This window comes from Laspinema olomoucense D3b (genome assembly GCF_025370785.1).
In the GTDB taxonomy this organism is placed as follows: Bacteria; Cyanobacteriota; Cyanobacteriia; order Cyanobacteriales; family Laspinemataceae; genus Laspinema; species Laspinema olomoucense.
On record NZ_JAMXFA010000064.1, the window covers coordinates 1 to 26,202 of the forward strand.

Annotated in this window: 35 protein-coding genes and 1 pseudogene; 17 read left to right on the forward strand and 19 right to left on the reverse strand. The window is 49.4% G+C overall.

Annotated features, from left to right (window positions below; all coding sequences use genetic code 11):
- Window positions 1–128 precede the first annotated feature (128 nt).
- A complete protein-coding gene (locus tag NG792_RS27240) occupies window positions 129–344 on the forward strand; it encodes a hypothetical protein (protein WP_261237545.1) in 216 nt (71 codons plus the stop codon).
- 218 nt (window positions 345–562) lie between these two features.
- Here the strand turns inward: NG792_RS27240 and NG792_RS27245 are convergent, their stop codons facing one another.
- Window positions 563–691 (reverse strand): hypothetical protein, encoded by a 129-nt coding sequence (locus NG792_RS27245; RefSeq protein WP_261237546.1) that lies wholly within the window; start codon window positions 689–691, stop codon window positions 563–565.
- A gap of 45 nt (window positions 692–736) precedes the next feature.
- On the opposite strand from NG792_RS27245, the gene NG792_RS27250 reads away from it, so the two are divergent.
- The 9 genes from NG792_RS27250 to NG792_RS27290 all read left to right on the forward strand — a co-directional run bounded on the left by NG792_RS27250 (window position 737) and on the right by NG792_RS27290 (window position 6,912).
- A complete protein-coding gene (locus tag NG792_RS27250; RefSeq protein WP_261237548.1) occupies window positions 737–1,420 on the forward strand; it encodes a hypothetical protein in 684 nt (227 codons plus the stop codon).
- Window positions 1,421–1,465: 45 nt separating this feature from the next.
- On the forward strand, window positions 1,466–1,807 hold the full coding sequence (locus NG792_RS27255) for a hypothetical protein (RefSeq protein WP_261237550.1): 342 nt from the start codon (window positions 1,466–1,468) through the stop codon (window positions 1,805–1,807).
- A complete protein-coding gene (locus tag NG792_RS27260; protein WP_261237551.1) occupies window positions 1,794–3,239 on the forward strand; it encodes a hypothetical protein in 1,446 nt (481 codons plus the stop codon). Before NG792_RS27255 ends, NG792_RS27260 begins: the two co-directional genes overlap by 14 nt.
- Window positions 3,236–3,670, forward strand: a complete 435-nt coding sequence (locus NG792_RS27265; protein ID WP_261237552.1) for a hypothetical protein — start codon at window positions 3,236–3,238, stop codon at window positions 3,668–3,670. The genes NG792_RS27260 and NG792_RS27265 overlap by 4 nt, the downstream gene beginning before the upstream one ends.
- Before the next feature lie 68 nt (window positions 3,671–3,738).
- The gene (locus tag NG792_RS27270; RefSeq protein WP_261237553.1) at window positions 3,739–3,990 is read left to right on the forward strand and encodes a hypothetical protein; all 252 of its coding nucleotides are present in this window, start codon (window positions 3,739–3,741) and stop codon (window positions 3,988–3,990) included.
- The gene (locus NG792_RS27275) at window positions 3,990–5,135 is read left to right on the forward strand and encodes a glycosyl hydrolase 108 family protein (protein WP_261237555.1); all 1,146 of its coding nucleotides are present in this window, start codon (window positions 3,990–3,992) and stop codon (window positions 5,133–5,135) included. The genes NG792_RS27270 and NG792_RS27275 overlap by 1 nt, the downstream gene beginning before the upstream one ends.
- Window positions 5,136–5,718: 583 nt before the next feature.
- A complete protein-coding gene (locus NG792_RS27280; protein ID WP_261237556.1) occupies window positions 5,719–5,934 on the forward strand; it encodes a hypothetical protein in 216 nt (71 codons plus the stop codon).
- Between the two features lie 245 nt (window positions 5,935–6,179).
- Entirely contained in the window at window positions 6,180–6,716 is a 537-nt protein-coding gene (locus tag NG792_RS27285; RefSeq protein WP_261237557.1) for a hypothetical protein, read from the forward strand.
- The gene (locus tag NG792_RS27290) at window positions 6,709–6,912 is read left to right on the forward strand and encodes a hypothetical protein (protein WP_261237558.1); all 204 of its coding nucleotides are present in this window, start codon (window positions 6,709–6,711) and stop codon (window positions 6,910–6,912) included. The genes NG792_RS27285 and NG792_RS27290 overlap by 8 nt, the downstream gene beginning before the upstream one ends.
- A 337-nt stretch (window positions 6,913–7,249) precedes the next feature.
- Here the strand turns inward: NG792_RS27290 and NG792_RS27295 are convergent, their stop codons facing one another.
- The 5 genes from NG792_RS27295 to NG792_RS27315 all read right to left on the reverse strand — a co-directional run bounded on the left by NG792_RS27295 (window position 7,250) and on the right by NG792_RS27315 (window position 10,463).
- Entirely contained in the window at window positions 7,250–7,678 is a 429-nt protein-coding gene (locus tag NG792_RS27295; protein ID WP_261237559.1) for a hypothetical protein, read from the reverse strand.
- Window positions 7,671–8,390, reverse strand: a complete 720-nt coding sequence (locus NG792_RS27300) for a ParA family protein (protein ID WP_261237560.1) — start codon at window positions 8,388–8,390, stop codon at window positions 7,671–7,673. Before NG792_RS27300 ends, NG792_RS27295 begins: the two co-directional genes overlap by 8 nt.
- Before the next feature lie 470 nt (window positions 8,391–8,860).
- Window positions 8,861–9,142 (reverse strand): HNH endonuclease, encoded by a 282-nt coding sequence (locus NG792_RS27305; RefSeq protein WP_261237562.1) that lies wholly within the window; start codon window positions 9,140–9,142, stop codon window positions 8,861–8,863.
- Between the two features lie 269 nt (window positions 9,143–9,411).
- Window positions 9,412–9,621 (reverse strand): Rho termination factor N-terminal domain-containing protein, encoded by a 210-nt coding sequence (locus NG792_RS27310; RefSeq protein ID WP_261237563.1) that lies wholly within the window; start codon window positions 9,619–9,621, stop codon window positions 9,412–9,414.
- Window positions 9,622–10,007: 386 nt separating this feature from the next.
- Window positions 10,008–10,463 (reverse strand): hypothetical protein, encoded by a 456-nt coding sequence (locus NG792_RS27315; RefSeq protein WP_261237564.1) that lies wholly within the window; start codon window positions 10,461–10,463, stop codon window positions 10,008–10,010.
- A 330-nt stretch (window positions 10,464–10,793) separates the two neighbouring features.
- Between NG792_RS27315 and NG792_RS27320 the strand changes: the two genes are divergently transcribed.
- Both NG792_RS27320 and NG792_RS27325 read left to right on the forward strand, forming a co-directional pair.
- Window positions 10,794–11,750, forward strand: a complete 957-nt coding sequence (locus NG792_RS27320; RefSeq protein ID WP_261237565.1) for a tyrosine-type recombinase/integrase — start codon at window positions 10,794–10,796, stop codon at window positions 11,748–11,750.
- Window positions 11,751–11,926: 176 nt separating this feature from the next.
- A complete protein-coding gene (locus tag NG792_RS27325) occupies window positions 11,927–13,069 on the forward strand; it encodes a hypothetical protein (RefSeq protein ID WP_261237566.1) in 1,143 nt (380 codons plus the stop codon).
- A 77-nt stretch (window positions 13,070–13,146) separates the two neighbouring features.
- On the opposite strand, the gene NG792_RS27330 is transcribed toward NG792_RS27325, so the two are convergent.
- Window positions 13,147–14,295: a hypothetical protein gene (locus NG792_RS27330; protein ID WP_261237567.1), complete on the reverse strand. Its 1,149-nt coding sequence runs from the start codon at window positions 14,293–14,295 to the stop codon at window positions 13,147–13,149.
- 223 nt (window positions 14,296–14,518) lie between these two features.
- Between NG792_RS27330 and NG792_RS27335 the strand changes: the two genes are divergently transcribed.
- On the forward strand, window positions 14,519–14,749 hold the full coding sequence (locus NG792_RS27335; RefSeq protein ID WP_261237568.1) for an antitoxin: 231 nt from the start codon (window positions 14,519–14,521) through the stop codon (window positions 14,747–14,749).
- A gap of 126 nt (window positions 14,750–14,875) precedes the next feature.
- Here the strand turns inward: NG792_RS27335 and NG792_RS27340 are convergent, their stop codons facing one another.
- Together NG792_RS27340 and NG792_RS27345 are read right to left on the reverse strand one after the other, a co-directional pair.
- Window positions 14,876–15,217 (reverse strand): type II toxin-antitoxin system PemK/MazF family toxin, encoded by a 342-nt coding sequence (locus NG792_RS27340; protein WP_261210319.1) that lies wholly within the window; start codon window positions 15,215–15,217, stop codon window positions 14,876–14,878.
- Entirely contained in the window at window positions 15,210–15,401 is a 192-nt protein-coding gene (locus tag NG792_RS27345; RefSeq protein WP_261210318.1) for a hypothetical protein, read from the reverse strand. The genes NG792_RS27340 and NG792_RS27345 overlap by 8 nt, the downstream gene beginning before the upstream one ends.
- A gap of 433 nt (window positions 15,402–15,834) precedes the next feature.
- Here NG792_RS27345 and NG792_RS27350 point away from each other — a divergent pair, with 433 nt between their 5' ends.
- Entirely contained in the window at window positions 15,835–16,053 is a 219-nt protein-coding gene (locus tag NG792_RS27350) for a hypothetical protein (protein WP_261237570.1), read from the forward strand.
- Window positions 16,054–16,115: 62 nt separating this feature from the next.
- Here the strand turns inward: NG792_RS27350 and NG792_RS27355 are convergent, their stop codons facing one another.
- The 5 genes from NG792_RS27355 to NG792_RS27375 all read right to left on the reverse strand — a co-directional run bounded on the left by NG792_RS27355 (window position 16,116) and on the right by NG792_RS27375 (window position 18,102).
- The gene (locus tag NG792_RS27355; protein WP_261237572.1) at window positions 16,116–16,280 is read right to left on the reverse strand and encodes a PIN domain-containing protein; all 165 of its coding nucleotides are present in this window, start codon (window positions 16,278–16,280) and stop codon (window positions 16,116–16,118) included.
- A gap of 254 nt (window positions 16,281–16,534) precedes the next feature.
- Window positions 16,535–16,780, reverse strand: a complete 246-nt coding sequence (locus NG792_RS27360) for a DUF2281 domain-containing protein (RefSeq protein ID WP_261237573.1) — start codon at window positions 16,778–16,780, stop codon at window positions 16,535–16,537.
- A gap of 54 nt (window positions 16,781–16,834) precedes the next feature.
- Window positions 16,835–17,077 (reverse strand): NACHT C-terminal alpha/beta 1 domain-containing protein, encoded by a 243-nt coding sequence (locus tag NG792_RS27365; RefSeq protein ID WP_261237575.1) that lies wholly within the window; start codon window positions 17,075–17,077, stop codon window positions 16,835–16,837.
- Between the two features lie 633 nt (window positions 17,078–17,710).
- Complete coding sequence (locus tag NG792_RS27370) at window positions 17,711–17,881, reverse strand: hypothetical protein (protein WP_261237577.1); 171 nt, start codon at window positions 17,879–17,881, stop codon at window positions 17,711–17,713.
- Entirely contained in the window at window positions 17,878–18,102 is a 225-nt protein-coding gene (locus NG792_RS27375) for a hypothetical protein (protein ID WP_261237578.1), read from the reverse strand. Before NG792_RS27375 ends, NG792_RS27370 begins: the two co-directional genes overlap by 4 nt.
- Before the next feature lie 873 nt (window positions 18,103–18,975).
- On the opposite strand from NG792_RS27375, the gene NG792_RS27380 reads away from it, so the two are divergent.
- A complete protein-coding gene (locus NG792_RS27380) occupies window positions 18,976–21,111 on the forward strand; it encodes a relaxase/mobilization nuclease domain-containing protein (protein ID WP_261237579.1) in 2,136 nt (711 codons plus the stop codon).
- 326 nt (window positions 21,112–21,437) lie between these two features.
- On the opposite strand, the gene NG792_RS27385 is transcribed toward NG792_RS27380, so the two are convergent.
- Together NG792_RS27385 and NG792_RS27390 are read right to left on the reverse strand one after the other, a co-directional pair.
- Window positions 21,438–22,313: a ribbon-helix-helix domain-containing protein gene (locus tag NG792_RS27385; RefSeq protein ID WP_261237580.1), complete on the reverse strand. Its 876-nt coding sequence runs from the start codon at window positions 22,311–22,313 to the stop codon at window positions 21,438–21,440.
- A gap of 292 nt (window positions 22,314–22,605) precedes the next feature.
- On the reverse strand, window positions 22,606–22,890 hold the full coding sequence (locus tag NG792_RS27390; protein WP_261237581.1) for a hypothetical protein: 285 nt from the start codon (window positions 22,888–22,890) through the stop codon (window positions 22,606–22,608).
- 178 nt (window positions 22,891–23,068) lie between these two features.
- Here NG792_RS27390 and NG792_RS27395 point away from each other — a divergent pair, with 178 nt between their 5' ends.
- On the forward strand, window positions 23,069–23,788 hold the full coding sequence (locus NG792_RS27395) for a recombinase family protein (protein WP_261237582.1): 720 nt from the start codon (window positions 23,069–23,071) through the stop codon (window positions 23,786–23,788).
- Window positions 23,789–24,186: 398 nt separating this feature from the next.
- A pseudogene (locus NG792_RS27400) lies at window positions 24,187–24,360 on the forward strand (HNH endonuclease); the annotation flags it as partial.
- Window positions 24,361–24,683: 323 nt separating this feature from the next.
- Here NG792_RS27400 and NG792_RS27405 read toward each other — a convergent pair.
- The 3 genes from NG792_RS27405 to NG792_RS27415 all read right to left on the reverse strand — a co-directional run.
- Entirely contained in the window at window positions 24,684–24,908 is a 225-nt protein-coding gene (locus tag NG792_RS27405) for a hypothetical protein (protein ID WP_261237583.1), read from the reverse strand.
- A gap of 35 nt (window positions 24,909–24,943) precedes the next feature.
- Window positions 24,944–25,363 carry a hypothetical protein gene (locus tag NG792_RS27410; RefSeq protein ID WP_261237584.1) on the reverse strand — a complete coding sequence of 140 codons (420 nt, stop codon included), beginning with the start codon at window positions 25,361–25,363 and terminating at the stop codon, window positions 24,944–24,946.
- A gap of 6 nt (window positions 25,364–25,369) precedes the next feature.
- Window positions 25,370–26,202 (reverse strand): scabin-related ADP-ribosyltransferase (locus tag NG792_RS27415; protein ID WP_317619529.1); only part of this gene is annotated, 833 nt, incomplete at its 5' end.

Here is a 26,202-nt window from a genome sequence, read left to right on the forward strand (position 1 = left end):
CACTGTAGTGGAGTCGAGCAGGTAAATACACATTTGCTCGGTCTTGTCAAGCCTTTTTACTGAACCGACGCCCTAGGTTTAGCCAAGCTGGCAGACAAGCGAATCCGTAACCTTCGGAGTGTGGCGTAATGGGCAAAAAATTAACCCTCCGGACTGAGCTTATCCCATTGGTTGAATCCTTCGCCAGTGCTAAAGGGGACGACTCCCTTGGAGCGGCGATGAATCGGCTGATTTATCTGGGATTGAAAGCTGAAGGATTTATCCCTCATGCCCCCCATACAAAAGGTGGGAATACTTCCCCAAACAATGACGACTTAGAAATACTCGGAGTCATTGACTTATGAACTACAAAATTACCACCTTTATCACCTGCACTGGTGGTTCAATGGTCACCATGATGCTGGTACTGGGCGCACTGGAACCCCACATCGATTCCGCGAGAATGATGACCATTGCCATCCTCTGTGGCATAGGAGCAGCTATTGCAAATATAGTGTTTCAGCGGCGGCGGTGTCCCCCAGCTTCCGACTCCCTCCAGAGCCTTCTACGCGGCGGGCGACTTTCACCGGCGCAGCAATTCACCATCCTGGATGCCATCGCCATCTTGGACGAGCGAGAAAAGGCGTAACAACCGGCGAACTAACCGCTGTAACCATTGAGATTCCGTGGGTTTGGTTTCAGATGTAACCAACAGATTTAACCAACCCCACCCCCTGAAAAATAGGAGATTAAGCCCATGATGACGCCATTCGGTGGGAGTTATCTGGAAATAGAGGAAGACTTGCCAGACCGACAAGACTCCCCCAATGAAACATCTAATTTGCCAGATTTGCTCAATCCTCCTCCCCTGGAGACAGACCCCGCAGCCACCGTAAAACCCTCAGTCAACCACGCTCGATTATGGCTGATTATCGGAACGATAGGTGTGGGGTTAGCCGTTTCAGCCATCGCCCAAAACCAGCCCCAACTCAGCCAGATTTCTCTCCCGCATATCACCCCCCAGACCGGCCAACAAACTGCCCAAAAACCTATCTGCCCCGAGGGGAAAGAATCCCTAGGCTGCATCCCCTTACCCACCCTTGACCCCGCAGAAATGAGGCGGAATGAATTGCTGGCAAAAACTCTGATAGAAACCTCCATGCAGCAGACGGCAATCGACCGGGCAAGGCGCGATAACCTGCTGGCACTATTTGTACCCAACCATAAAGAGGGAGATTACACTCCCCTGGATATTAAGTTGGTGCGGGAGATGGCTCGGCAATCCCAAAACTTGAGAGAGTTAGGCCAATTTGAATACTCGGGAGAGGCTTCAATTATTGATATTCCCAGGGTCTACAATTCCGATGCCCGTGCGGTGGTGTTGGCAGCCCTTACCCGGATTGGTGAAAAGAGTTTAGTCCAATCTTTTTTGGCTCAATAACTCCAGACCCTCACTAACGAACTGAATGAGGTTCTAGCCCCGACGATGGGGGAAGTAACCGACAGCAACCGGGCTACTTTTGAGCGCCTATCCAGCGAGATTGATGCGGTGAACGATGCGATTCGGGCAAGCGCGGGAGGAAATACCCCCGAACCCATCAACCTCGCTTACCTGGCTTCGTTGATGGAGCAACTCACCCTCGAATCAGCCAATCAACTCAGCCGCGAAGACTATATGCGCCTGCGGATGGAGGCGCGGCAACAGGCCATCACCGAGGAGATGGAACGCCAAAAACAACTCCAGGAGATTGAGCGCATCCGCCAACAAAGCGGGATTGCCCTCCCAAGCAGATCGCCCACAGGAGGCCCACCTGATGAGCCGAACTAAACCCGAACCCCTGACGACCCGCCAGCTTGGGTTGCTCCTAGCGGTCACTTTATTCAGTGGGTCCATCGCCGCCTGGATTGCATCGCTGACCCCACAAACCACTTCGGCAGTGAGGCAAACCCAGGGGGCGATCGACGTACTCACCGAACGCACCCCGAACGACAACTGGGGCTTTTTCCTGGGGACTTCCATCGCCTGCCTCGCGGGAGGAAGCCTCATCCTCAGCCGCAAGGAATTTTTTGACCCCTCCACCCTCCGGGACGATGCCATCAGCACCATCCTGGCTTTGACTTCCCACTCCAACTATTTGCTTGCCGGAGGTCTCCAAGCTACTGCCAAAATTGCGCTGACCTCACCCCCAGCTAAGAAGGGGAAAGAGGTGGTCTTGCGGGTCATCCCCCCGCAGTTGAAAAGCGCGGCTGAAAAGTTTAGCGGCGATCGCAAATGGTTCGTGGAGTGGGCTGGATTCAAAAAAGGATTGGGCGGTCAAAGTTGGCAGTGCAATTTTGTAGTGGGGTTGCCTGGTTCAGGGAAAACCACCGTGGTCAACGAGATTATCGTCGGGTTCATCCGCTTTAGTGAAGGCACGGGCCAGCTTCGCATCTTCGATATCAACTACGGCAAACCCGATGACTCAGGGCGAGTGAACACCTGGATGGGTTTACCCCTGAATCAAATAGTGGAAGCCCAGTTTGACCGCATCCATGCGGGGATTAATGCGGTCTGGGATGAGTTGGAAAAGCGCCGCCAGCAAGCGATTAAGGTCGCCTCAGATGGAGGCAAGCAAACCCTCAACTTCACGCCTCTACTCTGTGTGATTGATGAACTCCCAGCCTTGATGAACACTGCCAAACAGCATGAGGTGGATGAGGAGATTAAAGAGAAGATAGCCGACATCCTGACAATGGGGCGCGGATACCGGGTCAAGCTCCTCCTCATCTCCCAGATGCTCGCTGTCGGTTCTGTTGCCCTGACCAAGGCACAACAGCAACAAGTTAACAAGTTAATCCTCGGGACATCCGCCCTTGACCCCGACATTATCAACCGCATCCCCGGCACTGCCCAAGATTTACGGGCAGAAATCGAGCCTTTACTCAAGCAGAAAAAGCGGGCTTGTGTGGTGCAGTTTGGCGCGAGTTTACCTGAAATCAGAATCATCCCTGAAATTGACATCAAAGCTCACCGGGTAAGGGTTTGCGCCACTGACCCGGATGAGGTTTGGTGGCGTGAGACTTGGACAGGGGAGACCCGAAAGCGGGTAGAAGAACTCGCTAGAAGTTACGCCAATGGCGAGATTAAATCCCCGCTCAAAGGGGAAGTTATCTCGCTATTCAACATCACCAACATGAGTAGAGACGAGCGTTACAAGCGCTTTGTTAGCCCCGTCTGGAACGAGTTAGTTAATAGATTTAAACCGGAGCAAAAATCATGATTAAAAATGTAGGCACGGCCATCATTGGCGCGGGTGCAATTTGGGTTCTTTGGAGTCCGCTCATTGCCCCGATTGGGCGCGGGATGTTTACCCAGCGAATCAATCCCTCTCGCAATGCCTCCCCTGATAGTGTGGTGCAGTTCTTCAGTGCGGGGACTGCCAACATGATTGGCAAGGGTTTTGAGAACTACGACACCGAAAACCTCGGGCGACGGTTTGACGAACCCAACCCGCAGATCCGCTTACCCGGTGAGGAATTCTGGCTGACCGACCCGCGCCGGTATATTCCCTTCCTGCGCCCCAACCCCCAGCAACCGCAACAGCAACAGCGGAATTTGTCACCCCATAACCAGGTGATTCAGCCCAATGAAAACTGCCCACCGGACCAGCAATGGATTGATACCCGCACCGGACAAGTTTTCTGTAGATAGCTAATAAAAACGACCCCCATTGATTGATTCTTTGGGGGTTATTTGTTCGTGAATAAGAGAGAAAGGAAATGAAAATCACCCATATTTTAGCATTGATTGGATTAGCCGCGATTGCCCAATACTTTGGGCTGTTTTCCCGATGGGAAATTGACCTGGCAAAACTCAAACCCCCCTCGCCGATTACTTCGGGTTCTTCTCCAACCTCGCCTCAACCGGAGGGTTGCCCATATTCATATAGCGAGGTGCTGATTTTCACCTTGAATGAAGTTGGGGCCAGCCTTCCCCCGGAATGCCTGAAGCGCGAGGGAGGGGAGATCTGATGACGAGCAATGGCAACCTAGAATCAGCCCTCGCCGGTGGCATCTCCAAGGGAATTAGAGAGGGTGTTGGCGGTGCGATCGCAGATGGTATCGTCGGACTGGCTACATTAGCAGTTCTGGCGCTGGCGATTCTCCCGAATGTCTCGCCGGATGCTTCCAAAACTGGACAAAATAGCCACAGTTTCGAGCCAATCACGGTGCATATTGGCCCTCATTTTTACGATGATTCTCCTTCGGGGTCCTGGGATTATGTGCTCGAACGGGACGGGTCAACATCCGTTCCGATTCCCAGCCCGTGCAATGGAACCATTGGTGGGGTCTATTTTCAGGGAGTTAATGGCTCCTTAGCAACCGGGTCAGGCGCAGGTCAGATTGTGGGAGTCGCTTGCGATGGTGCTGATTACTGGCTATTTGGTCATTTGATTGAGGGTTCCCAGACTCTCAAGCCGGGTGACCGGGTAGCCAAAGGTGAGGAGATCGGAACCCAGGGAACCACTGGCAGAAGTAGCGGTGACCATATCCACAACCAAATCCACCGATGGACCAAGGGCAGTGACGGTATCCCGGTCAGGGGAGAGCGAATCACGGACCGGAATTATACCCTACCCTTGATAATGGCCTACATTAAGTTTCTCAGAAAGGGTCAACTGTTCGGGTCCTCAACTCTATCACCAGGTTTCGATGCAGCCTACGAGTGGACCCTGGGAAAGGAGGGGGGATGTTCAGACCATCCCGCAGATAGGGGAGGGCGCACCTACAAGGGCATCATCCGGTCGGTGGCTCAACGGCACGGCTACTCTGACCCCTGCCAGATGCCTGAATCGACTGTCCGTAGGATTTATGAGGCGGAATACTGGAATCCCGCCAGGTGTGGCGAGTGGCAAACGGCTCAGATGCAACTCGTCTGTTTTGACACGGCGGTGAACTTTGGGGTTGGGGGGTGGCAGATGTTTTCAGCCCAGGGGCGACGGCGCGACGGTCATCGGTATCCGGCACTCCCCAGGGATGAGAAAGCAGCAGCGCAGGCGATCGCTCAGTGGCGGTTAGAATTTCGAGATTTTCGGGTCAGGGAAGCGCCGGACCAAAGGGTGTTTTTGAGGGGCTGGCGAAACCGGGACCGGGCACTGCTGGAGAAAGTTAAGTAATTGAAACCCCCTCAGTGAGGGGTTTTTTTATGGCACTCTGACTCTGCCCTTCAGCCAGAGGAAATGGGCTTAGTCAGAGTGCATCCGAAATTGCTCCGTTTTTTGTCAGCAGCGCACTAGGAATTTGATTGCGCCCCATCCTAATTTTGTCCTAAATTGGGTCGGGGTCGCAAATCAAAAAAGACTCCTTCCCATAGAGCGCTTCTGTCGGTAGCAGCAGTGATGCTGGATCATTTCTCAGGAATCAACCTCGTCCGATTCATCCTCTGGATAAATTGGTCCCGGTTCATCTCTAGTTTCTGCTGCCTCTGGGTGGGTTCCTCGGGGATAGCAGTTTCTGAGCCAGTCCCACCAACTGGGTCAGCACCCGGGCATCCCGGGGCGACCCCCCAACGCAACAATCCCGCGCCTAGCGAGTAAGTGCGGGATTGTCTGTTATAGGAATTTACTAAAAAGACCTATTAGGTCTGTGTTAACTGGCGTTTGTTTTTCTTATGTTCCTAATCTACCCAAATCCTTTGGTCGGGGAATCTGCCTGGGGATAGAACCTCGGAGGATAGTCTCTACTCCTAGCGGATTGGCGGTGCTTGTTGTTGGCCGGAATCGCGCCGGTGGGAACCGAGGTTATCCTGTGGCTGGAGAGTTGGTGGAGAACAAGCGCTCTTTGAGGCGATCGCCTGAAAGTTTGGGTTCGCCGGATAAGTGTCGGGACCGACAGTTATCGTCCAAGGCGATCGCCTCTTATAGCCGCTATGGGAGTGGGTACTATTGTTTGCAATGCCGCGTAACCCGGTGTTAAGCTGTTAACTAGGTGTTAAGCTGTTAACATGAAATTAATTAACATAGTGGCACGAGAGTGAGGTATGCCCATAAAACAACAACCCAGAACAGAGGGGGGGAAATTTAGGAGTCCTTACCCGGAAAGGAGAGGCGAGGTGATCGCTATGCGTCTACCCGCAAGTCTTGATTATTTAGTCCGTAAAGAAGCGGAACGAAGTGGGATGAAACCCAATCAAATAATTCCTGAGATTTTAGCGCGTCATTTTGGATGGCATTCAAAGTCTATTGGGGCCGTTTCCAAATCTAGCTTCCCAAAAGATGATTAACTGTGAATGTTTTGAAGTACCCGTATATCTTCAAAGCAATGATTCTTGGGATATAGCTCGGTTAGAACCGGCTTTGCATAATGATATGCCAAGTAGGGGTTGGTCTTGTCACTGGCCTACGATATGGGAAAACACTGATTTTGAGCAGGGAGGAATAATTAAATTAACTGCATCAGGACAAATATGGGGATTAATGCGCTTTGAAATTTTTCCATCTCCTAGTAATTTTATAGAAATTTTCAACCTAGAAACTACGCCAGCGAATAGGCAGCCCAATCCCAAATTGGTGGCTCCAGTTGGAAAATGGCTGGTTTGGTATGCAGTCAATAAAGCTCTCGAATTTTTCCAACAAGCAGATGATGAAAGTCCTATTGTGGTACTGGAGTCGGTGGAAGCGGCTTTTGACTATTACAGGGATATTATTCAAATGCATTACGAAAAACCCGTTTCTATAGCACCAGGAGAAGATGGATAGGTCTTTAGTTTTTCACCATCAAACGCCCGAAATTTCTGTCAAAGAATTGAAAAAGAATTGGGAAAACCAACCCCTGTTAAAACCTGAACAAGTCAAGGTAGGTAGGAAAGAAATAATGACTCGTCAGCAACGAGAAGAATTTTGGAGGAACTCTCCTCTTGCAGAACGCTTAGGTTTCACTAAGGAAGAAAAATAAGTAATACGCATAGCTAAACTGTCAAACTGGGGATGCTTAAAAGTTATCCTCATCTTCAGAGTTGTAAGCCAGCAACTAGCAATTAGTAGAGAAAAAAAACCTCCAAGGGGAGGGTTTTTTTCTATTTATAAAACCAGATTGGCTATCAGAGGGTGGAGAGCATCCACAATGAGGTTCGGGGGTGGTGGGTTGGGTTCAGGCAATTTGCATAAGTGCCGGATCCGGCAGTCGAGTGGGCGCTCGCGTCACGGGACCGTGTTTCTCAAATAAATGTCGGGTCCGACAGTTTGTCCGAGGTCATAGTTTAAACCTCTAAAGGTCTAATACCTTTATACGTTTATAGCTTTAGATGACCTCTCAACTCTTCCACATTGCGGATTTTGGACCAATCGACATCGTTCGATTTGAGCAAATCTATCGCCACTTGAATCAAGTGCTGAGGATAAACGCGGTCAGCCGGGGCCACCGGGCCCTCGTTGTTGTCCCGGATAGTCTGGGCGGTATCAGAGAGCCAGTCTTTCTGCCGCCGCAAGATTTTGATGTTCACGGTAACCTGTGTCTCCTTATCGCTGTCCGTTTTCCGTTTGGCTTTATCCTTAGAAGAAGATTGTGCATTGGGGGCTGAGAGAGCTTTAGTCGGTTCGGCTTCAGGTTCCACGGCTTCGACGACTTCGACGGGTTCGGATTCTGCCGGTTGAGAGTCTTGTCGGATGCCCGAGAACTGAGAGAGCTTTGACAACTTTCCCCCCATTTTTTTATTAGACATTCCAAGCCTCCACGCATTCTTTAGCCATTGCCTTATAAGCCTTCGCCCCCACTGAACCCGACGCATAGCTGGTGACGGGTTTTTGATGGGCGATCGATTCAGCAACCGAGATATTATCCGGGATGCAGGTATTGAGCAGTTGAAAATCCAACTCGGGAGCCGCCTCAAACAGGAGCAAATCTGACTCAACCGTGAGGGTCAGCCTTTTCCGATATCGGCAGCGCACCACGTCTATCGGCAAATCGGGCCGCTCATCTCGAACCAGTTCAACCGCTTCGGAGAGTCCTTTGAGTGCAGCAGGTTCGCTGATGACCGGGACCAGGATGCGATCGCAACTCAAAATCGCCTGAACCGAGGTAACCGTCAGACCTGGGGCACAGTCCATCAAACAAACATCGAATTGATTCACTTTAGCCAAAGCCGGACCGAATAAATCCGACTTGGCATCCAGTTGGAACAGTCCCAGGTCACCGGGGATGAGGGAGAGGTTAGTGATAGAAGTTTCCCGGGGCGTCACCGCTTTCCCCTGGAGCCAATCAAGCGCCGTGGGTTTTTCGCCATCGAGTCCGAGACCAAAGGAAAGGGTTCGCTGTCCGTCCAAATCAATGAGCAACAGGGAGCGCTTTTTGGTGGCAAGGCAAGCACCGAGGTTGAGTGTTGTGGTGCTTTTGGCCGTCCCACCTTTGAAGTTGAAAACCGCAACTTTTAACATAGGAACCGATTAAGGTCTAATACCTTACTAGGTTTAACCGTTATTACCTTAATCCATTAAAAGGTCTTAGAGGTTAAACGGCTAAAGGTCTAATACCTTAATAGGTTTAACCGTTATCAGGCCAGTTTACTAAACACTTTATAGGTTAAACGGTTAAAGGTCTAATACGTTTAACCGTTTAGATGTATCCATCAAACCCTTGCTAGGTCTGGATTCTGGCAAATAGAGCCAGAATTCTTGTCCCTCATTGAACACCGTACCGACTCCCTGAGTGATAAAATCATGACCTCCATCAGCCACGCCGCCGGAGCGGGTGCATCGGTTCTGGTTCTTCTTTCCAGTTGGCGTCAGCAAAATTCCCCTACCGCAGCGCTTCCCCCTCCAACAGGCGATCGCCGGTAGAACCAATCAGATAAGTGTCGCCTCCGAGTATTGACCAACCACTCGAATAACCCAGAATCCACTAAAACTCAAACGATAGCTGACCGGGCGGAATATTCGACTGTTGGCGGGTGTGGTAACCCAGGTGACAACTGGGGCTTCAGCGCAATCAGATTTTCGGGGCGGTTGTCCTCGGGCATCCGGTTATGGTGATGAACCGTCAGAGTGATTTTGGTCCGTTCGGATTTGGTCAAGCCCGTTATATCGTCACCGGGGCGGAGACATTGGAGATCACATTTGGCACAGCGCCACCCGGCTTGTTCTTTGACAGTTAAGGCAATGGTGCGCCAGTCTTCGGGATATCGTGACATCTTGACTTGTTGGGGGCCACGCGGTTTTCCCTATTTTATCCTCAGATCCATTCTCAACTCTGCGCCCAGTTGCTTCCTAAGATTTCCCATTCAACGGCACTCAACACCTTGACCTCCATTAAATACAAATCTCACCACACCCAACTTGAGCCACATTGTCAAAAATTCTCCTTAAAGCAGGTTTGAAGATGCACCCGCAAAGCTGAATTTTAACAATTTTGTCGGGGGGTGATGATTATCAGCCGCTTTTCGCTAATAAATCATGAGAATTATTTACGGCGCGAGCGCTTTGATTTTCTGTGTTGTTCGTCGTTGATGCGGCTCAATTCCTTGATTGCTTCAACTATCTGCGATTTACTCATAGTTTGATAGCCCTTAACCTTGTTTTGAGCCGCAAACAATCTAAGTTGCTCCAAATCCAAGCGATACAGTTGGTCATAATTCCGTGGATCTGATGTGTCTTCTTCTTTTTTGACCATTACTTTATGCAGTTGTGTTCAAGGGAGAATGCCCTCCTACATTTTCTCCAGGGTTAACGGGATAAAACCGTTGCTGCAAACCCGATTATAGCCGCTAATGTCACCCCGGAGAGTGTCCGTCTCGCTTGGAGTTAGGCATCAGCCCCTGCCACTGAGGAGTCTGGATTAGACCGAAGAAAATCTGCTAAGTTGGGTTCGTTCGATTCGACGGTCAGTTTACTATCATGAAAAATCTATTTTTTATGACTGTAAATGGCTTGGCACGGAATAGACATGGAAATACATAAAAAATGTAAGATTCTAACCCGACCTTGAAATCCAGACCGCTACTTAAACACCAGCACTCGCGTAGCTATGCCGTTGCTGCTTGGGGCAACCCAACCTCCTCAGCGCTCCACTTGGTGAAACAACTCGCCGCGTTTTTCCCAACGGATCAAAGCCGGATCCCGACTGCGGCTCCATTTTTTAAACTCATCGATGCCCTGGCTTACCGCTTCGTCAACTTCTGCGGGCTTCACCTTCAACCGTTCCGCCAGTTCTGCCGTGGTCAATGCCTTTGGCTTGATGGGTTCGCTCATCATTGGCGTTTGGCTCCGTCCTCTACCACCTCTGCCCCCGGAACTCAGCACAGCTTCCACCACCGCCACCCGCTGCTGTAACTGAGTCAGTTGCCCTCGCAGTGACTCTATCTCAGGATTCTGCTGTCTGCCATCAAAAAACTCGCGCAGAATCTGCACCAGGGCCGCACTCTCGCCCAAGTTTTCCTCCTCCATGTACTGCCGGAGCCGGTTGTGGTACTCCACCGGCAAATAACCCACAATCCGTTTCGTTGATGCTGCCATGCCTCGAATGTGCTGTAGTCGTGCCTTGACATTCCATCATACCGCTCGTCCGGGGCATTCAGTCAGTGTTGTTTCAGTGCTACTGACAGCACAGCCGCTCTGAGGGGCCTCAATGGAGTTGGCGCTCAGGTTTCCAGGAAGACCGCACCTATTAAAGGGCCTCTTGTCCCCAGTAGACAAGGGATTGAGTGTAAACTCCCTCAAAACGATATGGTTAGCCAATGATAATTGAGAACCACAGTTCCACAGAGTCTTGTTAAGTTTTATCCGCCACCTGACGAATGGGAGAACCCCATTGCTTACAATTTAGGAATCAGTTGGGGGGAAATCATGGACGACCTGCAACCGTTTATTTTTGAATCCGAGCCGTTGCGTTTGCTGGAGCCAGTCCCGCTCACGCAACAACCGGCGGCGGTTTATTTAGCCAGTCTAGGCAAAACTTCACAAGTCACCATGCGGCAAGCACTCAACTACATTGCCGCACTGCTCACCAATGGCTCATGCGATGCGCTCACCCTAGACTGGTCAAAGTTGCGCTACCACCATACCGCTGCGGTGAGGTCGGCTTTGTTGGCTCGGTTGGCTCCCGCTACTGCCGCCAAGATGCTCTGTGCTCTGCGGCGAACTCTCCAAGAAGCGTGGCGGCTGGGTTTAATCTCGCACGAAGACTATGCCCGTGCTGCGGATTTGCCACGGATTGATGTTCCTCAAAAAAACTTGAAAGGTCGGGCGATTGCCTCGGATGAACTCGCCGCGATGCTCCAGGAGTGCCAAAAGTCTGACACTCCTCTGAATTTGCGCGATGCCGCCTTGATTGTTATCCTGCGCGGTACGGGCATCAGGCGAGAGGAACTGGTTAACCTGCAATTGAAAGATTACCATCCTGATACTGGGATTATCGAAGTGATTGCGGGGAAGCGGGACAAGGATAGGATAGTTTACTTGGCTGATAAGTTGGTCCCGGTTGTGGAGAGTTGGTTGCAAGTTAGAGGGCGTGAACCCGGGCCGTTGCTTTGTCCGGTCAACCGCTTTGGGCGAGTCCAACTTAAGGCGCTGACTCCGGATACGGTGTACAAAGTGGTGCGGAAGTTGGCGGATTTAGCTCAAATCGAGCGCTGTTCCCCCCATGATTTTAGACGCACGTTCTGCACCGACCTCCTTGCTGCCGATGTCGATCCCTTCACGGTGCAGCAACTTGCGGGTCATTCCTCGCCTTCGACGACTACAAGGTACGACCGGCGAGGGGAAGAGACCAAACGGGCGGCAGTGCAGAAGCTGGAGTTTTGAAAGCTCGTTGTGGTTGAGTAGCCGTTGAGGTTTTTTTGGTTGCTTCCCAACGGAGGCGACTGGTTACCTGATAACCGTAATAGCCATACAGAACCCAACCCGAAAAACTTTGGTGATTCTGAACTAAACCGGGCAATTTTCGTTATCATACTAGCAAAGAAAAACCAGCATTAACAATGAGCGATAAAGCCCAACTAGAACCCACGCCAGCCAATTTTAAAACTGCCGAAACAACTGAAGCGCCAGCCGATTTAAAAACGACTGAAACAACTCAACCGTCAACCGAATTAGAAATTGCCAAAACACCTGAAGCGCCAGCCGAATTAGGAATTGCTGAAACAACTGAAGCGTCAAGCGAATTAAAAACTGCCGAACTACCTGAAGCGTCAGCCGAATTAAAAACTGCCGAAACAACTGAAGCGTCAAGCGAATTAGAAACGGCTGAAACAACTGAACAGGAACCCGAACATAAGGGCGCATTTTTTCAAGCCGTCGGCATCCTCCCCGGTGAAGTTAGCTTTGAGGAGGGGAGTATTATGGCAAAAATTACGGTGGGCGGTAAGGAATATCGACTCTTGTTTAAGCCCCGGTTGATGTCGGCAATGGTTGCCTTAAAACTAGAGATAAAACAGTCGGGAAGTACCACGCAACGGCTCATTGTTTATCCGAAGGTGATGCACTTCCCGAAGCAGGACCAACCCCATCAGCTTGCTTTTCAGTTGGTTGGTTTTGAGAAAGACCCGGCATCCTCCGCCATCTCCACGGAGCTAGAAGATTTTGAGTTTAAGCTGTCTGGGTTGTGGCAGTTCATCCCAGTTTGTCGGGTTCCGGTCATCTCGGTATTCCGCAATTTTGACGAAGCCATCCACCAGAATTTGAAAAAATTAGATGAAGCAGTTGCGGCTAAGAAAAAGGTCAATTTCATGAAAGCGACCCATGTGCCGTTGATATGGAAAGACGCGCCCTTTAAGCCATTCCGGTTCAATCCTAAACTCGAAAAAGAGGAGCAAGGTCGTCCGCTGTTTCTACAACTCAAAGCGAAGTTTATCCCGGCAAAAGACGGGTTTGAGTTTGTGGCATTACTCGCGCCACCCTTAGAGAAAGCACCCAAGTTTTTCAAGGCATCTAACGACGATAAAGCTACCGTCCAAAAGGAGAAAAAAAAGAACGCCACCCCCTCTAAGTCAAACGCTAACCCCTCTAAGGCTAAGGCCATCCCCTCTAAGGCAAAGTCCAAGCAGGCAAAACCTCCCCAACCGAAGCCAAAACCACGCCCGGTTAAAGCAGAACAAGAAGCAGAACAACAATCGGAGGAGTAAGGTGATGCGCTGATGGAAGCCGCTAATGGTTGGACCGCTACAGGTTTGAGGCAAGGGCATCTTTGTTGGCATCCGATTCAATCAGGCTTAGGCGCTTCCACCTCGGGATAAAGTTCACGATATTTTTGCCAGTTTTCTCGGTAGAATTTGCGGCCTTCTTCGGTGATTCCTAGACAGGATTTCCAGTCTTTGTGGAACTCCCGAACTAGCCCACTCCTGCCGTAACGCATTTTGTCATCCCAAGCCCGCAACCGCAGCCAACAATGCTGCCAACTGTGGCTGCCATAGTCTCCCGAGCGTTCCCCTTCTGCCCTCAATCCTTCATCCCCAGCTTGCCATGCTGCTACGAGTGCCTTCCACTGATAATCCCTGAGCGTCCGAGGTGGCAGTTTTTTTGGAGACTGGATACCCAATCCAGCACGAACCACGGCCCTGCCCAACCGAGTCAGTTTGCATTTGAACCAGTCTGACACCTGATAACAGTAGTCAATTTCAATGAGCTTGCGGGTGGCGAGTGCTTTGAATGTGCTGCCGGTCCCCGGGTCAACAACTTTGGCTGTTTTGAGTTTCTGCCTGAGTTGGGATGAATTCCCAAACAACTCCAAATACTCAATCCACCGCCACTCATCAGCAGGACGAGGCCGATCTCCACGATTCCAAGCACCACGCTCGGACTCCTCCCGGTTCTGGTCAATCTCGAAAATCTGCTTGAGATAAACCCGCTGCCGTTCGTTCAACTCATCCCAGATTTTCTCATGTTTGGAGCGCGGTTTGGCTGGCTCTGGCTCGGGGACTGGCTCGGGTTGCGGTTCTGGCTCGGGTTGCGGTTCTGGCTCGGGTTCAGGCTGGGGTTCGGGTTCAGGCTCGGGTTTGGGTTCGGTCTGCTGCTTGATGGTTGCGATCGCCGAGGCTAATTCCTCCAGGAACTCGCTCAACTTAGCCGACCAATCTTCCCCAGTCGTGCCGATCGCCTCGAACGCCAGGGGTGCGACTTCCTCTATCAGTTGCGATCGGCTTTTGGATTCCAGCATCGGTGGCGGCGTTTCCTGTTGCGATCGGTTAGGAGACTCCAGCATCGGTGGCGGGGAAGCGGGATTCCCCCCAAACTCGATAAACTCGCGGTAGCGATCGCACAGTTGCATCACCTGAGATTCCACTGGCACCGGCACCCTCATCAACTTGGTTTGGTAGGGCGCTATCTTGCCCCGCCCTCCTTTCGGTTTCATGGCTCAACTCGCTAACTCTATCTGAGTCTAGTTTAAAACTTGTTGACAGGTTTTATCAGACTGGGTGGCTAGGTTGAGCTATCCCCTTGTTGCGGTGGCCCTCATCAATGCAGCGACCCATAGCCATACGCTCGCCCACCTGGGATACCCTATAGCCGCACCAGGCAGGGGAATATTTGCTATAAACAGGGGTAGAGTCCGAGCTGTATATACGGAGCTACCAATGGAAACGGCAAAGCTGTTTATGAGTGGCAATACTCAGGCGGTACACTTGCCCGAGAGTTATCACTTTTCTGGGGATGAAGTCGTCATTAAACGATTGGGCAATGCAGTGGTCTTGCTGCCCAAGGAAAACCCCTGGCAGGTGATGTTTGATGCCATTGAGGAATTCCCAGAGTCCCTGCAAATCGAGCGCGATCAATCCCGAACAATGGAACGAGAGCCAATGGCATGAAAATTTTACTGGATACCGATATCTGTATCTATGCGATTAACCGCAGAAATCCCAAACCCCTGGAACGGTTGCGCTCATACGAGATCGGTGAAGTGGGCTAATTATATAAACCTAGTGCTCCCGAGGCTATGTTAATTGCTCAGAATCCGGACTTTCCAACCCTAACCAAAAGCGTAAAACTTTTTCAATTTCTGACAACTGCTCTGGGTTTAATTCACCTAATTTTTTCAGGAGCTTCACATGAGGAATAGTAATCAAGTTTTGCGTATCGAAAACTCCGGGCTTGAGAAACCTGGTTTTAATCTCTACTTCAAAACGTGAACCCCTAGGGCTGGTGGTGTGAGGAATCAATGTTATTAATGCTCTATCCTGCATCAAAGCCGGAATACTCACTACAAGACAGGGCCTCACCTTGGCAGTGTAACCTAAATCAACAAGCCAGACTTCTCCCCGGTTAGGACTACTCATAATCTGTTTCTTGCTCGTCTAATGCTAAAAATAGTTCTTCTGCATTGAGGACTAAATCCTCATCTGTCAAGGGGGGAACGTCAAAATTGACAACCCGTTTCAGTATTTCAACAGCGAGTGCCTGTTGTTCGGTCTCCGGCAAATCATCAAAGTTTTTGAGAAGTTCTTGAGCTAAGGTATTCATTATGAGTGCTGTCAACTTCGCTATCCAAAATCAGGTTTTAAGGTCAATTCTAATTGTATCCCAAGTCAACCGGAGCAACCGGATTTCTCAAATCTCCTCTCCCCCGGTTTGAATGGCTGATATCAGATTCGGTTGATTAGGGTCCAAGCCTTTAAACTGGCAGATTGCGGGGTTCGTCGGTGTTTAAGGCGAGTGCTATTTCCCTGGTCAGTTTTTGGCAAAAGGCGATGAGGGAAGGGGTGGGGAAGGGTCGGGGTGGAAAATGTGCAAGCCGCCTTATTATAGGATGGCACGGTGGGGTTCGAGGTGGCGGGGCTTCTTCGGTGAGGGTTGCGGGTGGCTCTGTATTTTCCACGCCCGCACTGGTGTCCCCAGCCCATTATGGTCAGTAGTCCGTTGTAGTAAAATGAAAAAATGATTTCCTGGTGGTTTTATGTCAAATTCTGAATTATTGGCGCAACTGCAACAGTTATCTCGGGCTGAGAAGTTCCAAATTATCCAGTTTTTAACGGCTGAGTTGGCGAAAGAAGAAGGAATTAGTGTCGGTAATGAAGTCGCCGAAATTATGCATTCATTGCATACATCTAATGGGGCAGCCGAACAACTCATGCAGTTCCTAGAAACGGAACAGAAGCCCCCGCAAAATGTCTAAGCCGAAACGATATCAGTCATTTCGGGGCTATTTGCTAATCAATCGGTATCAGTCTATGCAGATTAATTATCCGGTGGCATAATGCTCGGAATCGTTTGGTTTCTGTGTTTTCGATAGATTTTAAAATCACTATCTAGGGTGATAATTTGGCTATCTTCATACATTTCACTCATTCTCACCAAACAGGCATCGGCTAACGACATAGGGACTGAAACATACCGTTGCATGAGGCTCTCTATCGCTTCTATTTCTTGGGTTAAGGTAAAGGGTATAACCAGATGTCCTTGTTTGATTAATTTTAAAATAGTTGCTTGTCCTTGATGAATTCTTCAGGCCAGAAAACAGGCTTCCGTGATTACGGCTTCATTGGTGAGGACGGGGGCGGTAATTTTTGAAAATTGGTTAACAGCCCAAGAATGAAAGTTATCCTTTGGCAAGAGAAAAGCGATTAAAACTCCAGTGTCTACAATAATTTTTGGACTCATTTTTGACCTAATTCTTCTAAATATTGAGGATTGTGGGACAGATCCTCTAAGTCACTATCGAGACAGCCAATAAATTCCTTAGCTGCTTCGGCGAATGAAACTTCAGGGGGTTCTATTGTTTTGGGTGCTTTTTGGTGGTGGCTAGATTGATATTCTAAGAATTCTATGAATTCAAGTACCTTTTGCCATTGGTCAGGGGGCAATTGTTGAATTTTTTGGATGGCTATTTCTAGGGTAAGCATGGTTAGTTGGCTTAATGGTCTATGACTATTATAGGGGGGATGGCCGATCTCCTCTTATCGTTCCGAATGGTGCAAACACTGAAGAATCCTTGTCACCAAATCGAGGTCAGTTGCTAGGAATTGCGGTAGTCGGCAATCAGTCAGGAGTTGTTTAAGTATGACGGCAATAGGGGGATGGCTAAACCGGGCGAGTTGATTGAGGACTGCCGGATCAAAGCCTTGAGGGGGTGAGTGGGTGGGTTCTTCGTAGAGGATGAGGGCGATTCCCCCGCGATATCTCCCCGGCTTGGACCTCACCCACCACCCCTCAAAGTTGCCCCAGTATTTCCCAGGCTTTCCGCCTCACCCACCATCCCTCCAAGTTGCCCCAGTTCAACTAATTCTCCCACAAGGCTCTCGTCAATTCTCCCCGGTCATTTTTCCACAACTCCCTGCTCCTGACTCAACCCCCTGCATCGTTTCAATGCTGACATTATCTAATGACTGATTCCCAATGATTTTTCCCTCCAAGAGAGGGATTTTGAGGAGTTTCCCTGAAATTGTGGTTCTGTCTGTCCCGACAGTGTAGGTACAACGTAGGTACGAATATTAAGGTTTATTACAATTGCCGTGGATACAGATTAGCCTACAGATGTTGCTATTTCCGCTTAAAATCCCTCTCACAGAGGGAGTTTTTCAGCCAAATCTTGCCTATCCCGCGCTGGCCCGGTTCCCCCTGGTTGGCCCACACTTGGCCCTCGTTTTTTTTCATCTCCCCGGGCAGAGCAATGGTATGTCATTGTGCCTACAGATTTTTTAGGGGGTTTTTCAGTTTCCGACCATCCCTCAAACACCTGAGTTAATTTTTTTACTCCCATTTGACGATTTTAGAGCCAATATGCTATGCCAAAAACGCTGAGATTACAAGGAAAAGACAGGTCTTTTTAGTCTCTAGTTTGCAGCTACAATTGAGCCAAATAATTTAATAATTGCTGTACCCACCAACGTAGCAAAGCATCCCTGAGAACAGATGGAATCCCCCGGTTGCCGAGCGCACCCCCGGTCTGGATGATGGAATCCCAGGTTGGCGATCGCACCCTTGAGGCTGAATGGTGGAATCATCGGTGGCGATAGCCTGCGGCATAGCTGCGCTGTGCGGCACTGCCAGCCTGAATGAAGGAAGCCCAGATGGTTCGCGCACCCCAGGTCTGGATGAGGGAATCTTCGGTTAGCCATCGCACCCCCGGTTTGAATGAGGGAATCGATAGTGGCCGAGTGTACCGTTGGTCTGAACGAGGGAATCCCCGGGTGGCGATCGCATCCTTCAACCCACTCGCGTTCATCTGAGGACCATTGGAACTTTTAGGGTTTTGGAGAACCATTACACCGGCTATTTCCTACTTGACCACCGTTCCAAATACTCGGGTCAAAAATAATCAGCGAACAGCCAGAAAAGGCGCTATAGCTAACTTCTCTCTCTACCACTTCGTCGCCACACCTTCTCTAAACCCCTTTGAATGATTTTTATTCCTCCCAAAACAGTTCCCTTGCTCCCCCTTAATTACCCCCACTGTTTCAAGGTTGATATTATTTAATTACTGATTCCCAATCAATTTTCCCTCGGTAGGGAGGGATTTTGATGATTTTCCCTGTGGTTGTCATCCCCATTGTTTCGACAATGTAGGCACAATTATTACAGTTTGTTACAATTGCCGTCGATACAAACCAGCTTACAAATGTTGCTATCCCCCCAAAAAATTCCTCGGGGGGGAGGGAGTTTTTAGGAAAAATCTGGTTTATCCCGCCCTAGCCCAGTTATCCCCTGTTGGCCGACAATTGCCCCACGGTTTTCTTACCATCCCCCGGTAGAGCAATGGTATGTCATTGTGTCCACAGTTTTTTTAGAGTGCTATCGATTCCCGACGCACCTTGACCAACCCTCTAGCAGCAATTTTCGGCTGATTTGACGATTCCACCCAGAAATGCTACGCCTCAATTCCCCACTATTCCTGGATTAAATCATCACCCCATTTTTAGCGATGTTCCCACAATTAGGCAGAGGCTTTTTGAAGGTGCGTCGGAACAATTGTAGTGATAACAGTTCTCAAGGAATTTCCAGGTCTTTATCAGAACCCCTTAAAAATCTTTCCCAAGTTAGAGTGCTCAAGCCCTGCCACTTTTTACACTGAAAAATAGGGTCAACAATCAATCGCATCATGATTGGGAAAGTTACTAAAGGAAATGATTTCACGGGCCTCCTCAGCTATGTCCTAGACAAGCCTGGGGCCAAATATATTGGGGCAAGTCAGCTTTCGGGAGGACACTCCCATCAATGGGCTGCTCAATTCACGCGGGTTGCCGCCAAACGACGCCGCACAGAATACCCCGTGGCGCACTACAGCTTTAGCCCCCATCCCAATCAGCCAATGGCGGACGAGACTGCCTATCGGTATGCCCAAAAGTTCTGTCAGCGCATGGGCCACGAGAATTGTCAGTGGTTGTTGGTGCGCCATACCGACACAAAAACCGAAAACGGACAAGACCGGGACCATTTTCATCTGGTGGTGAACCGGGTGACGATAGATGGCGGTTGCACAGTCAGCAGCTTCAATGACTGGTATCGCTCCCAAGTCGCCCACCGAGCGCTGATTGAAGAGTTTGATTTACACCGGGTCCCCTCAGTCTGGGAAACAGATCGCCGCAATCCCTCCACCGGCCAAATCAGAAGAGTCCGACGCCAAAACCGAGAGTACGCCGAAGGAGCCAGGTCAAAACCCGCCGACCCAATTATCTTGACTGAACTGCAAGACCGGATTGATAAATTCTGCCAGGACCGGCCCAGATTACCAGAGTTGGTCAGACGGCTGCGAGTGGATGGGGTAGGCGTTCGGATTCAGCCTGCTTCCAATGGAGGGCTGGCAATTTCTTACCAACTTGGCTCGGTTGCTGCTGCGGGAAGTTCGTTGGGTCGCGCCTATACGGTGAGGGGATTACAGCAGCGACGCTTAGTCTCTTATCAGCCGGAGTATGACAACCCGGTTCTCAAGCTGTATTTAAAAGACCAATGGTATGAGCGGGCCTCTTTTTCTAAGAAGCGCAATCGCCCTGTTCCCGCTCAAAACCCCGGATCACCCGAACCTCTGTTGTCCCCGGTGTCACCAAGACCGACTCCAGGCGATCGCCCAGTTCCCCGACAAAACCCGACATCAACCGAACTGGAATTATCCCCTCACTCAGCATCAACCGCTCAATCCAAACCCGACATCTTGGATTCTGAGGAATATCAACAATGGGCCCGCCAGGTTGCGCCCGTCCTCGATGCTTACCTCCAGCACCGGGGCATTCCGGTTGTCCAAGGCCACCGCTTCCGGACTTACAAGCGCGGTCAGGACCTCGTTTTGGAATATCGGGATGGCTCAACACCGCTCATGATTGCCCATAACACTTCTGAGGGTTCATGGGAGACTCCCAACTGTTTCCCCGTTGAGCGGACCACTGCCGAACACATTTTGGAGCAGTCACTCCCGGCTATGCAGCAAGACATGAGACCCACCCATGCACGGTTTAATTTGCGTACCCCTTCAGCTCCACTGTCCCAACCTGATGTCTTGAATGGGGAGGAATATCAACAGTGGGTGAGTGAGGTTGCCCCTGTCCTGGATGCTTACCTCCAGCACCATAATGTTTCTATGCTCCAAGGCAACCGCTTCCGCACTTATAAGTGGGGTCAAGACCTTTTTTTAGAAGATTTGGAGAATGAGGCTCTGCTGATGATTGCCCACAAGACCAACTCCGGTTCATGGAAACCCGGGAGCCGCCTACCTGTTAAACGGACCATTGCTCAAGATATTTTGTCAGAATCCCTCCCGGCGATGCAGCTTGAGATGAAACTTTATTTGGAGCACACCTCACGCCAGTCTCCATCAAGAACACCCACACCCCCACCCTCTAAGTCTCCAGTAGCAACGCCAACACCCACCCAGGACCCACCTGATGTCTTGAATCAGCAGGAATATCAACAGTGGGTGAACAGGGTGGCTCCATTCCTCAATACCTATCTCAAACACCGAGGTGGGCGGATGGTTGAGGGCGAGCGCTTCCGCACTTACAAGCGCGGTCAGTACCTGGTTTTGGAATATGGGGATGGGTCGGACACTCTGATTCTTGGCCGACCAACTGGCAAGGGTTCTTGGGAGACTCCGGATCCGGTTCCCGTATCTGTCAAACGCGAGGATGCCAACTACATTCTGGAACGGTCTATCCCGCTGATGCAGCGCCGCATGAACCAAGATAAAAAACGCGCTCAGAATAAGCAGCGCTCTCGTTCCCGGCAGCTAGACATTTCGGATTGAGGCATTGTCAGATCCGGGTACTCTCGGGCATTCCAGTTCTCATGGTGGCGATCGCCTTATGGTCATCAAAAACATCGACTCGCTAGATAAATCCAATGTCTACCAAGTTGTCTACACTTGAGTTGAAATCCAAGTTTAGCCAGGGATGTAGTCAACTGTTTACCGTCTACTAATTAGGCTACCTTGGAGTTAGGCTGGGGTCTAGCAATCCGTCTATAGATACGTCTAACTCCGAGGTCAACGTTGGTCTATTCACCCGTCTACATTTCGTCTAATTTCTTCCCTAATTGTGGTCTAGTAACTCGTCTACAGATTTGTCTACTATTTTATGAACCCTTTGGCTCACTTAGATAATATCGCCCTTGTTGATAACTCCAGGCGAGGCCATCCGGGTCCTGTTGGCTTGTCCATTTGGCAAAAGCCTTCGTGCCTTTTTTCTGACGGTTGGAGGTGATAGAAGAAGGGCTTACCGACAACCTTGAGGCCAATTCCCGGCCACTGAGTCCGTGGGTGCGGTAGTCGAACGCTTGGTCTACTCCAACCTCAGATTCCTGGGAAGCGTGGTGATCGCCCCCGGTTGCTTCCTCTAACCCAGAGTCTCCCGCCGTTGCCAATTCCTCGCCCTCAACCGCATCATCTCCCGCATCATCCACCAAGTCGAACGGCGCATCTGCCGAGTCTACTGGCTCGTCTACTCCAACCTCAGATTCCTGGGAACGGTGGCGATCGTCTCTGGTTGCTTCCTCTAACCCCAACTCTCCCGAAGTCGCCAATTCCTCCCCCTCAAGCGCATCCTCCGGGGCATCATCCCCCGAGTCTACCGGCGCATTAACCGAGTCTACTCGTTCGTCTACAGCTCCCACGCTAACCTCGTCTACCAGCGCGTCTACATTTGCATCTACATCCGAACTAGACAACCGACTTTCCAATGCTTTCAACCGTGACTCCAGGGTGCGAGTCACCGAATGTATCGCTTGAGCAACCGCAGCGTCTACAAGGGATTGAATGGTGGCTGTAGTTTGGTCGGATGCGGGTTCTATTCCCAGGTACGCCTCAATCGCTTGGACGATAAATTCACTCCGACTCGTATCAATCCGGGCCTCATCAATCCGGGTCAGCAGTTCGGGGGTGGTCCGGACATTCACCTGGGAACGCCCCGATTTTGATGACTTCGCCTGGGCCTTTTTGGAGCGTTGGCTCATGTTTTTCCCTCTACCTTGAAAAGTCTACAGCCAGTCTATAATCAGTCTACACTGAATTTGTAATAAGTCTACATTGTCAGTCTATAATTAGTCTACAGGGTGAAGAGTCCATTAGTCTACAGTAAATCTACAATCCGTCTACACTCAATCAGACAGCCGTCCCAACAGAATCCCCCGGCAATTGTCACTCCTCCGGCTGCAACGCCTATCTTTGCTGGTGTTGCAGGAGCACTCCCCCACCCGTGTAGACTAATACCTAGACTAATACCTAGACTAATACCTAGACGAAGATTTAATTTTGTAGACGTTCGTTTTCTTCCTCCAACTCAGTCAGCCGTAAGCGAAGTTCCGCCAGCGCCAACCCGATTTTTTCCTCTAACTCATTGATGCGGTGGTTGAGCCGGTTGGACTCCCGGATATCCAAATCCTCATCGCAAAGAGGCAAACCCATCGCGAGGCACTGGCGGATAAAAATGGAAATCTGCTCCGTGGCGGTGGTCCCCTCATCCTGGCAAAGGGCCACAAAAGATTGCCACTCCTGCGGATCCATCCGAAGTGAAATTGGTTTTCGGGTCATAGCTTTTCGTTTCCCATGTCAATCCAGTGTTGCCAATACAATCGTATTACAAAATCGGGGGATTGCCAATACAGGGTGGGGTCCCCTGGTCAGGGGGGCAGGTGGGTTCTACTCCATTTAAGGTAAACTGGTGTAAATAAGGGAACCCTTATGTACAAAAAGAGGAAAGGTAGGGGCCATGACGACAGGTTTTGATAACAGTACCGTAATCTATATTCGGGTATCCACCGATGAACAGGCGAAAGAAGGGGTCTCTATCCCGGCACAGGTAGAAAAACTGACGGCCTACTGTAAACAAGCGGGTTTGAGAGTTGTCGAGACCATTGTCGATGATGGAGTCAGTGCGGGGAAGTTTCTGAGCACTCGTCCTGGGGGTAGCAAGTTGGTTGAGTTGGTCCGGTCGCGCCAGGTTAAAAATATTGTGGCGGTCAAACTTGACCGGCTGTTCCGGAGTGCCGCCGATGCCCTCACCAGCGTTGACAATTGGGATAAGCTGGGGGCATCACTGCACCTGTTGGACTTCAATGGGATGAGCTTGGATACGTCTTCCCCTATGGGCCGGATGATGTTGACGATGATCGCGGGTTTTGCGGAACTGGAGAGAAATCTCTGTAAACAACGGACTAAAGACGCTATCCAACATAAGAAATCTTGTAAACAAGTTTACTCCCGCCCTGTCTACGGTTACGTCACTGATGAGTCTGGACAAATGGTAGAGGACCCTTCTGAGCAGGAAGCGATCGGCATCATGAAGGCTATGAAGGCAGCAGGGAAGTCGTTAAGGGCGATCTGTTCTAAGCTCACCGAACTCGGTTACAAAACCAAGCGTGGCGGGGTTCAATGGTATGCCGCTACTATTAAGGGAATCCTAGAAAATGATATCCACCAAGTAGCTTAAAACATGAGCAATTTAGAAAAGGACATCATAGAAGCCTTAAGGGGTAAGGACGGCATCTTCCCTACTAGAATACGCGATTACATACGCACTAAGCATTTCTTAAACTTCGGAGATGGGCCAAACATCGCACTCTTAATGTCAAAAAAGCTCAGGGTCTATATTGGCGAGCAATCGGCAATAGAAACTGGGTATTTGTGACCAGAGGGGATGAGGCAAAAAAGCTAATTTTACACACAGAGTTTGCGACCAGTAGTAACAAACATCTGTTGGTGAAAGGTGATAAAAGCCCCTATGATGGCGACTTAGTTTATTGGAGTAGAAGGTTAGGCAGACATCCTGAATTACCTAACAGACAAGCGATACTTTTAAAATAACAACAAGGTAAGTGCGCTTGGTGTGGACTACACTTTCTTTCAGGAAATGTAATGGAGGTTGACCATAAAATCCCACTTTCTCAAGGAGGAAAAGACGAGTGGGTTAATCTTCAGCTATTACATCGACATTGCCACCATGAAAAGACTGCTACTGACGGCAGTCAACCAGCTGTTATTGACAAAGGGATTGCACATTGAGTAGCCGTGTGCGGTGAAAATCGCTCTTCCCGGTTTCGGAAGAGAGGGGTGGAATGGTAATATTCCCCTCGACTCTATCTCTCGGCTTTACCCCGGGAGGGACGGCAGCAGCGGGAGTGGCGGTGGATTCAGCCGGTGTTGGTGAATGGGTGACGGTGGGATGAGTTGCACTTGGGAAGGGCGATCGCAACTCAACTCTATACCCAAACTTCCCAGGGTCTAGCTGGTCGTGACTGCGCCCCCACTATGTCGATATCTGTGCGTTGCATTGAGGGTGGCGTTGAAGTAGGGATTGTAATAGCGCGTTACAAATCAAAGAAGTTTCAATCGTGTTGATATTTTTTTCGTTTAGGATGGTAGTTAGGGTTAGGGATAAAATCTCCTACAATATTTCCATTATGGTCAACTTTCCAAGCACCTACAATGGCCTCAGGAGGAACATTTTTATTAAAATAATATTCGCGGTCTATTTGATAAACCCATGCATTAGGATATCGTTTTGCTTCTTTTATGATTTCCTGGGAAGGTTTAGTTTTTTCAGAATCCATAAAAACCTCTCATAAATACAATTTTATTTGATCCATCACTCGCTTTTTTCACTTGCACGCCACCTTTCATAATAAAGACGTTGTTCTTCAATCGTTCCAATTTTATTTGGCTCTGCTTTATCAAATATTCTAAGTAGATCGCTTCGTTGAGGCCGTTTACCTATTTGTAAATGATATAGCTTCATTCCTCCGCCCATATCTCGTGACATAGATGATGGATAAGCATCAACCCGTGCTCCATTACATAAAATATTCCAACCTTTTTTTTCGAGAAAAAGTCTAAGTTCACAAAAGCCATCAAAAACATCTTTGCCTTCAAATTGATGATTTCCTAATTCAGCATTTTGAAATACAATTATGCAAGGTCGTGTATTTTGATAAAAAAGGGTACATTCAGACAATTGGTTATCTCCTTCTAAACTTTTTATAATTTGGAGATTGACATTACCGTTCATATAAATTTAAAACCTCCGACGAAATTTGGAATTAATTTGCACTCTTCCGACAAATCTTTCTGTGTATCCATCAGCACTTACGCCGACTTTTTTTACAGCCAAAATATCCGATGATTCGATCCGCCTTGGTATCGCAATTTCATGCTCGTTGTAGTAATCATTATTTGGAAAAATTTTATTTACATCAAGACTGTCTGGAGAACGACGTATTATGTAAACATATCCACCAGAACCAGCAAAATCTTTCGCTACCCTTGGATCTGTGGTAGCTGATATAAATGGACTTACGTTTGGATCTTTGTTAACATGACGCCATAAAGCTTCATTACTAATATTTGTACTAGGGTTTGAATTCCATGCTGTAAATCCATTCTTAAATATGTCTTCCGGATTTCTAGTATCCCCCCGAAAAATATATTGTTCTCCTCCAGAGGAAAAAGAATTTCCCGTCAAGTCGTTAGTTCCATTACCAGATCCTCCGTTACCAAACAGGCTAAAAAATAAGCCTAAAATAGGTACTAATTCAGATACTCCATTGAGTGTTATATCTGTGAGAAAATCTTTTATGCTATAATCTCCTCCACGTAAAGTAGCCGATATGAGGTAACTTCCACTCTCCCACTGAATACCAGCTAAAGTGCTGGCAATATCTGCTGCTACTTGAGCTTCAGCTATACTGTAAAATCCACTCGGATCGACATAATTAACCGGATTCCCATTCGCGTACAAATACTTATGCAGAGTAATGGGTTCAAAAATGCGTCCCTCATAAGTATCCCGTCGAGTAAACCGGCCAATACCCGCATCATAAGACCGTTGGCGCAGATAATACTGGTCTA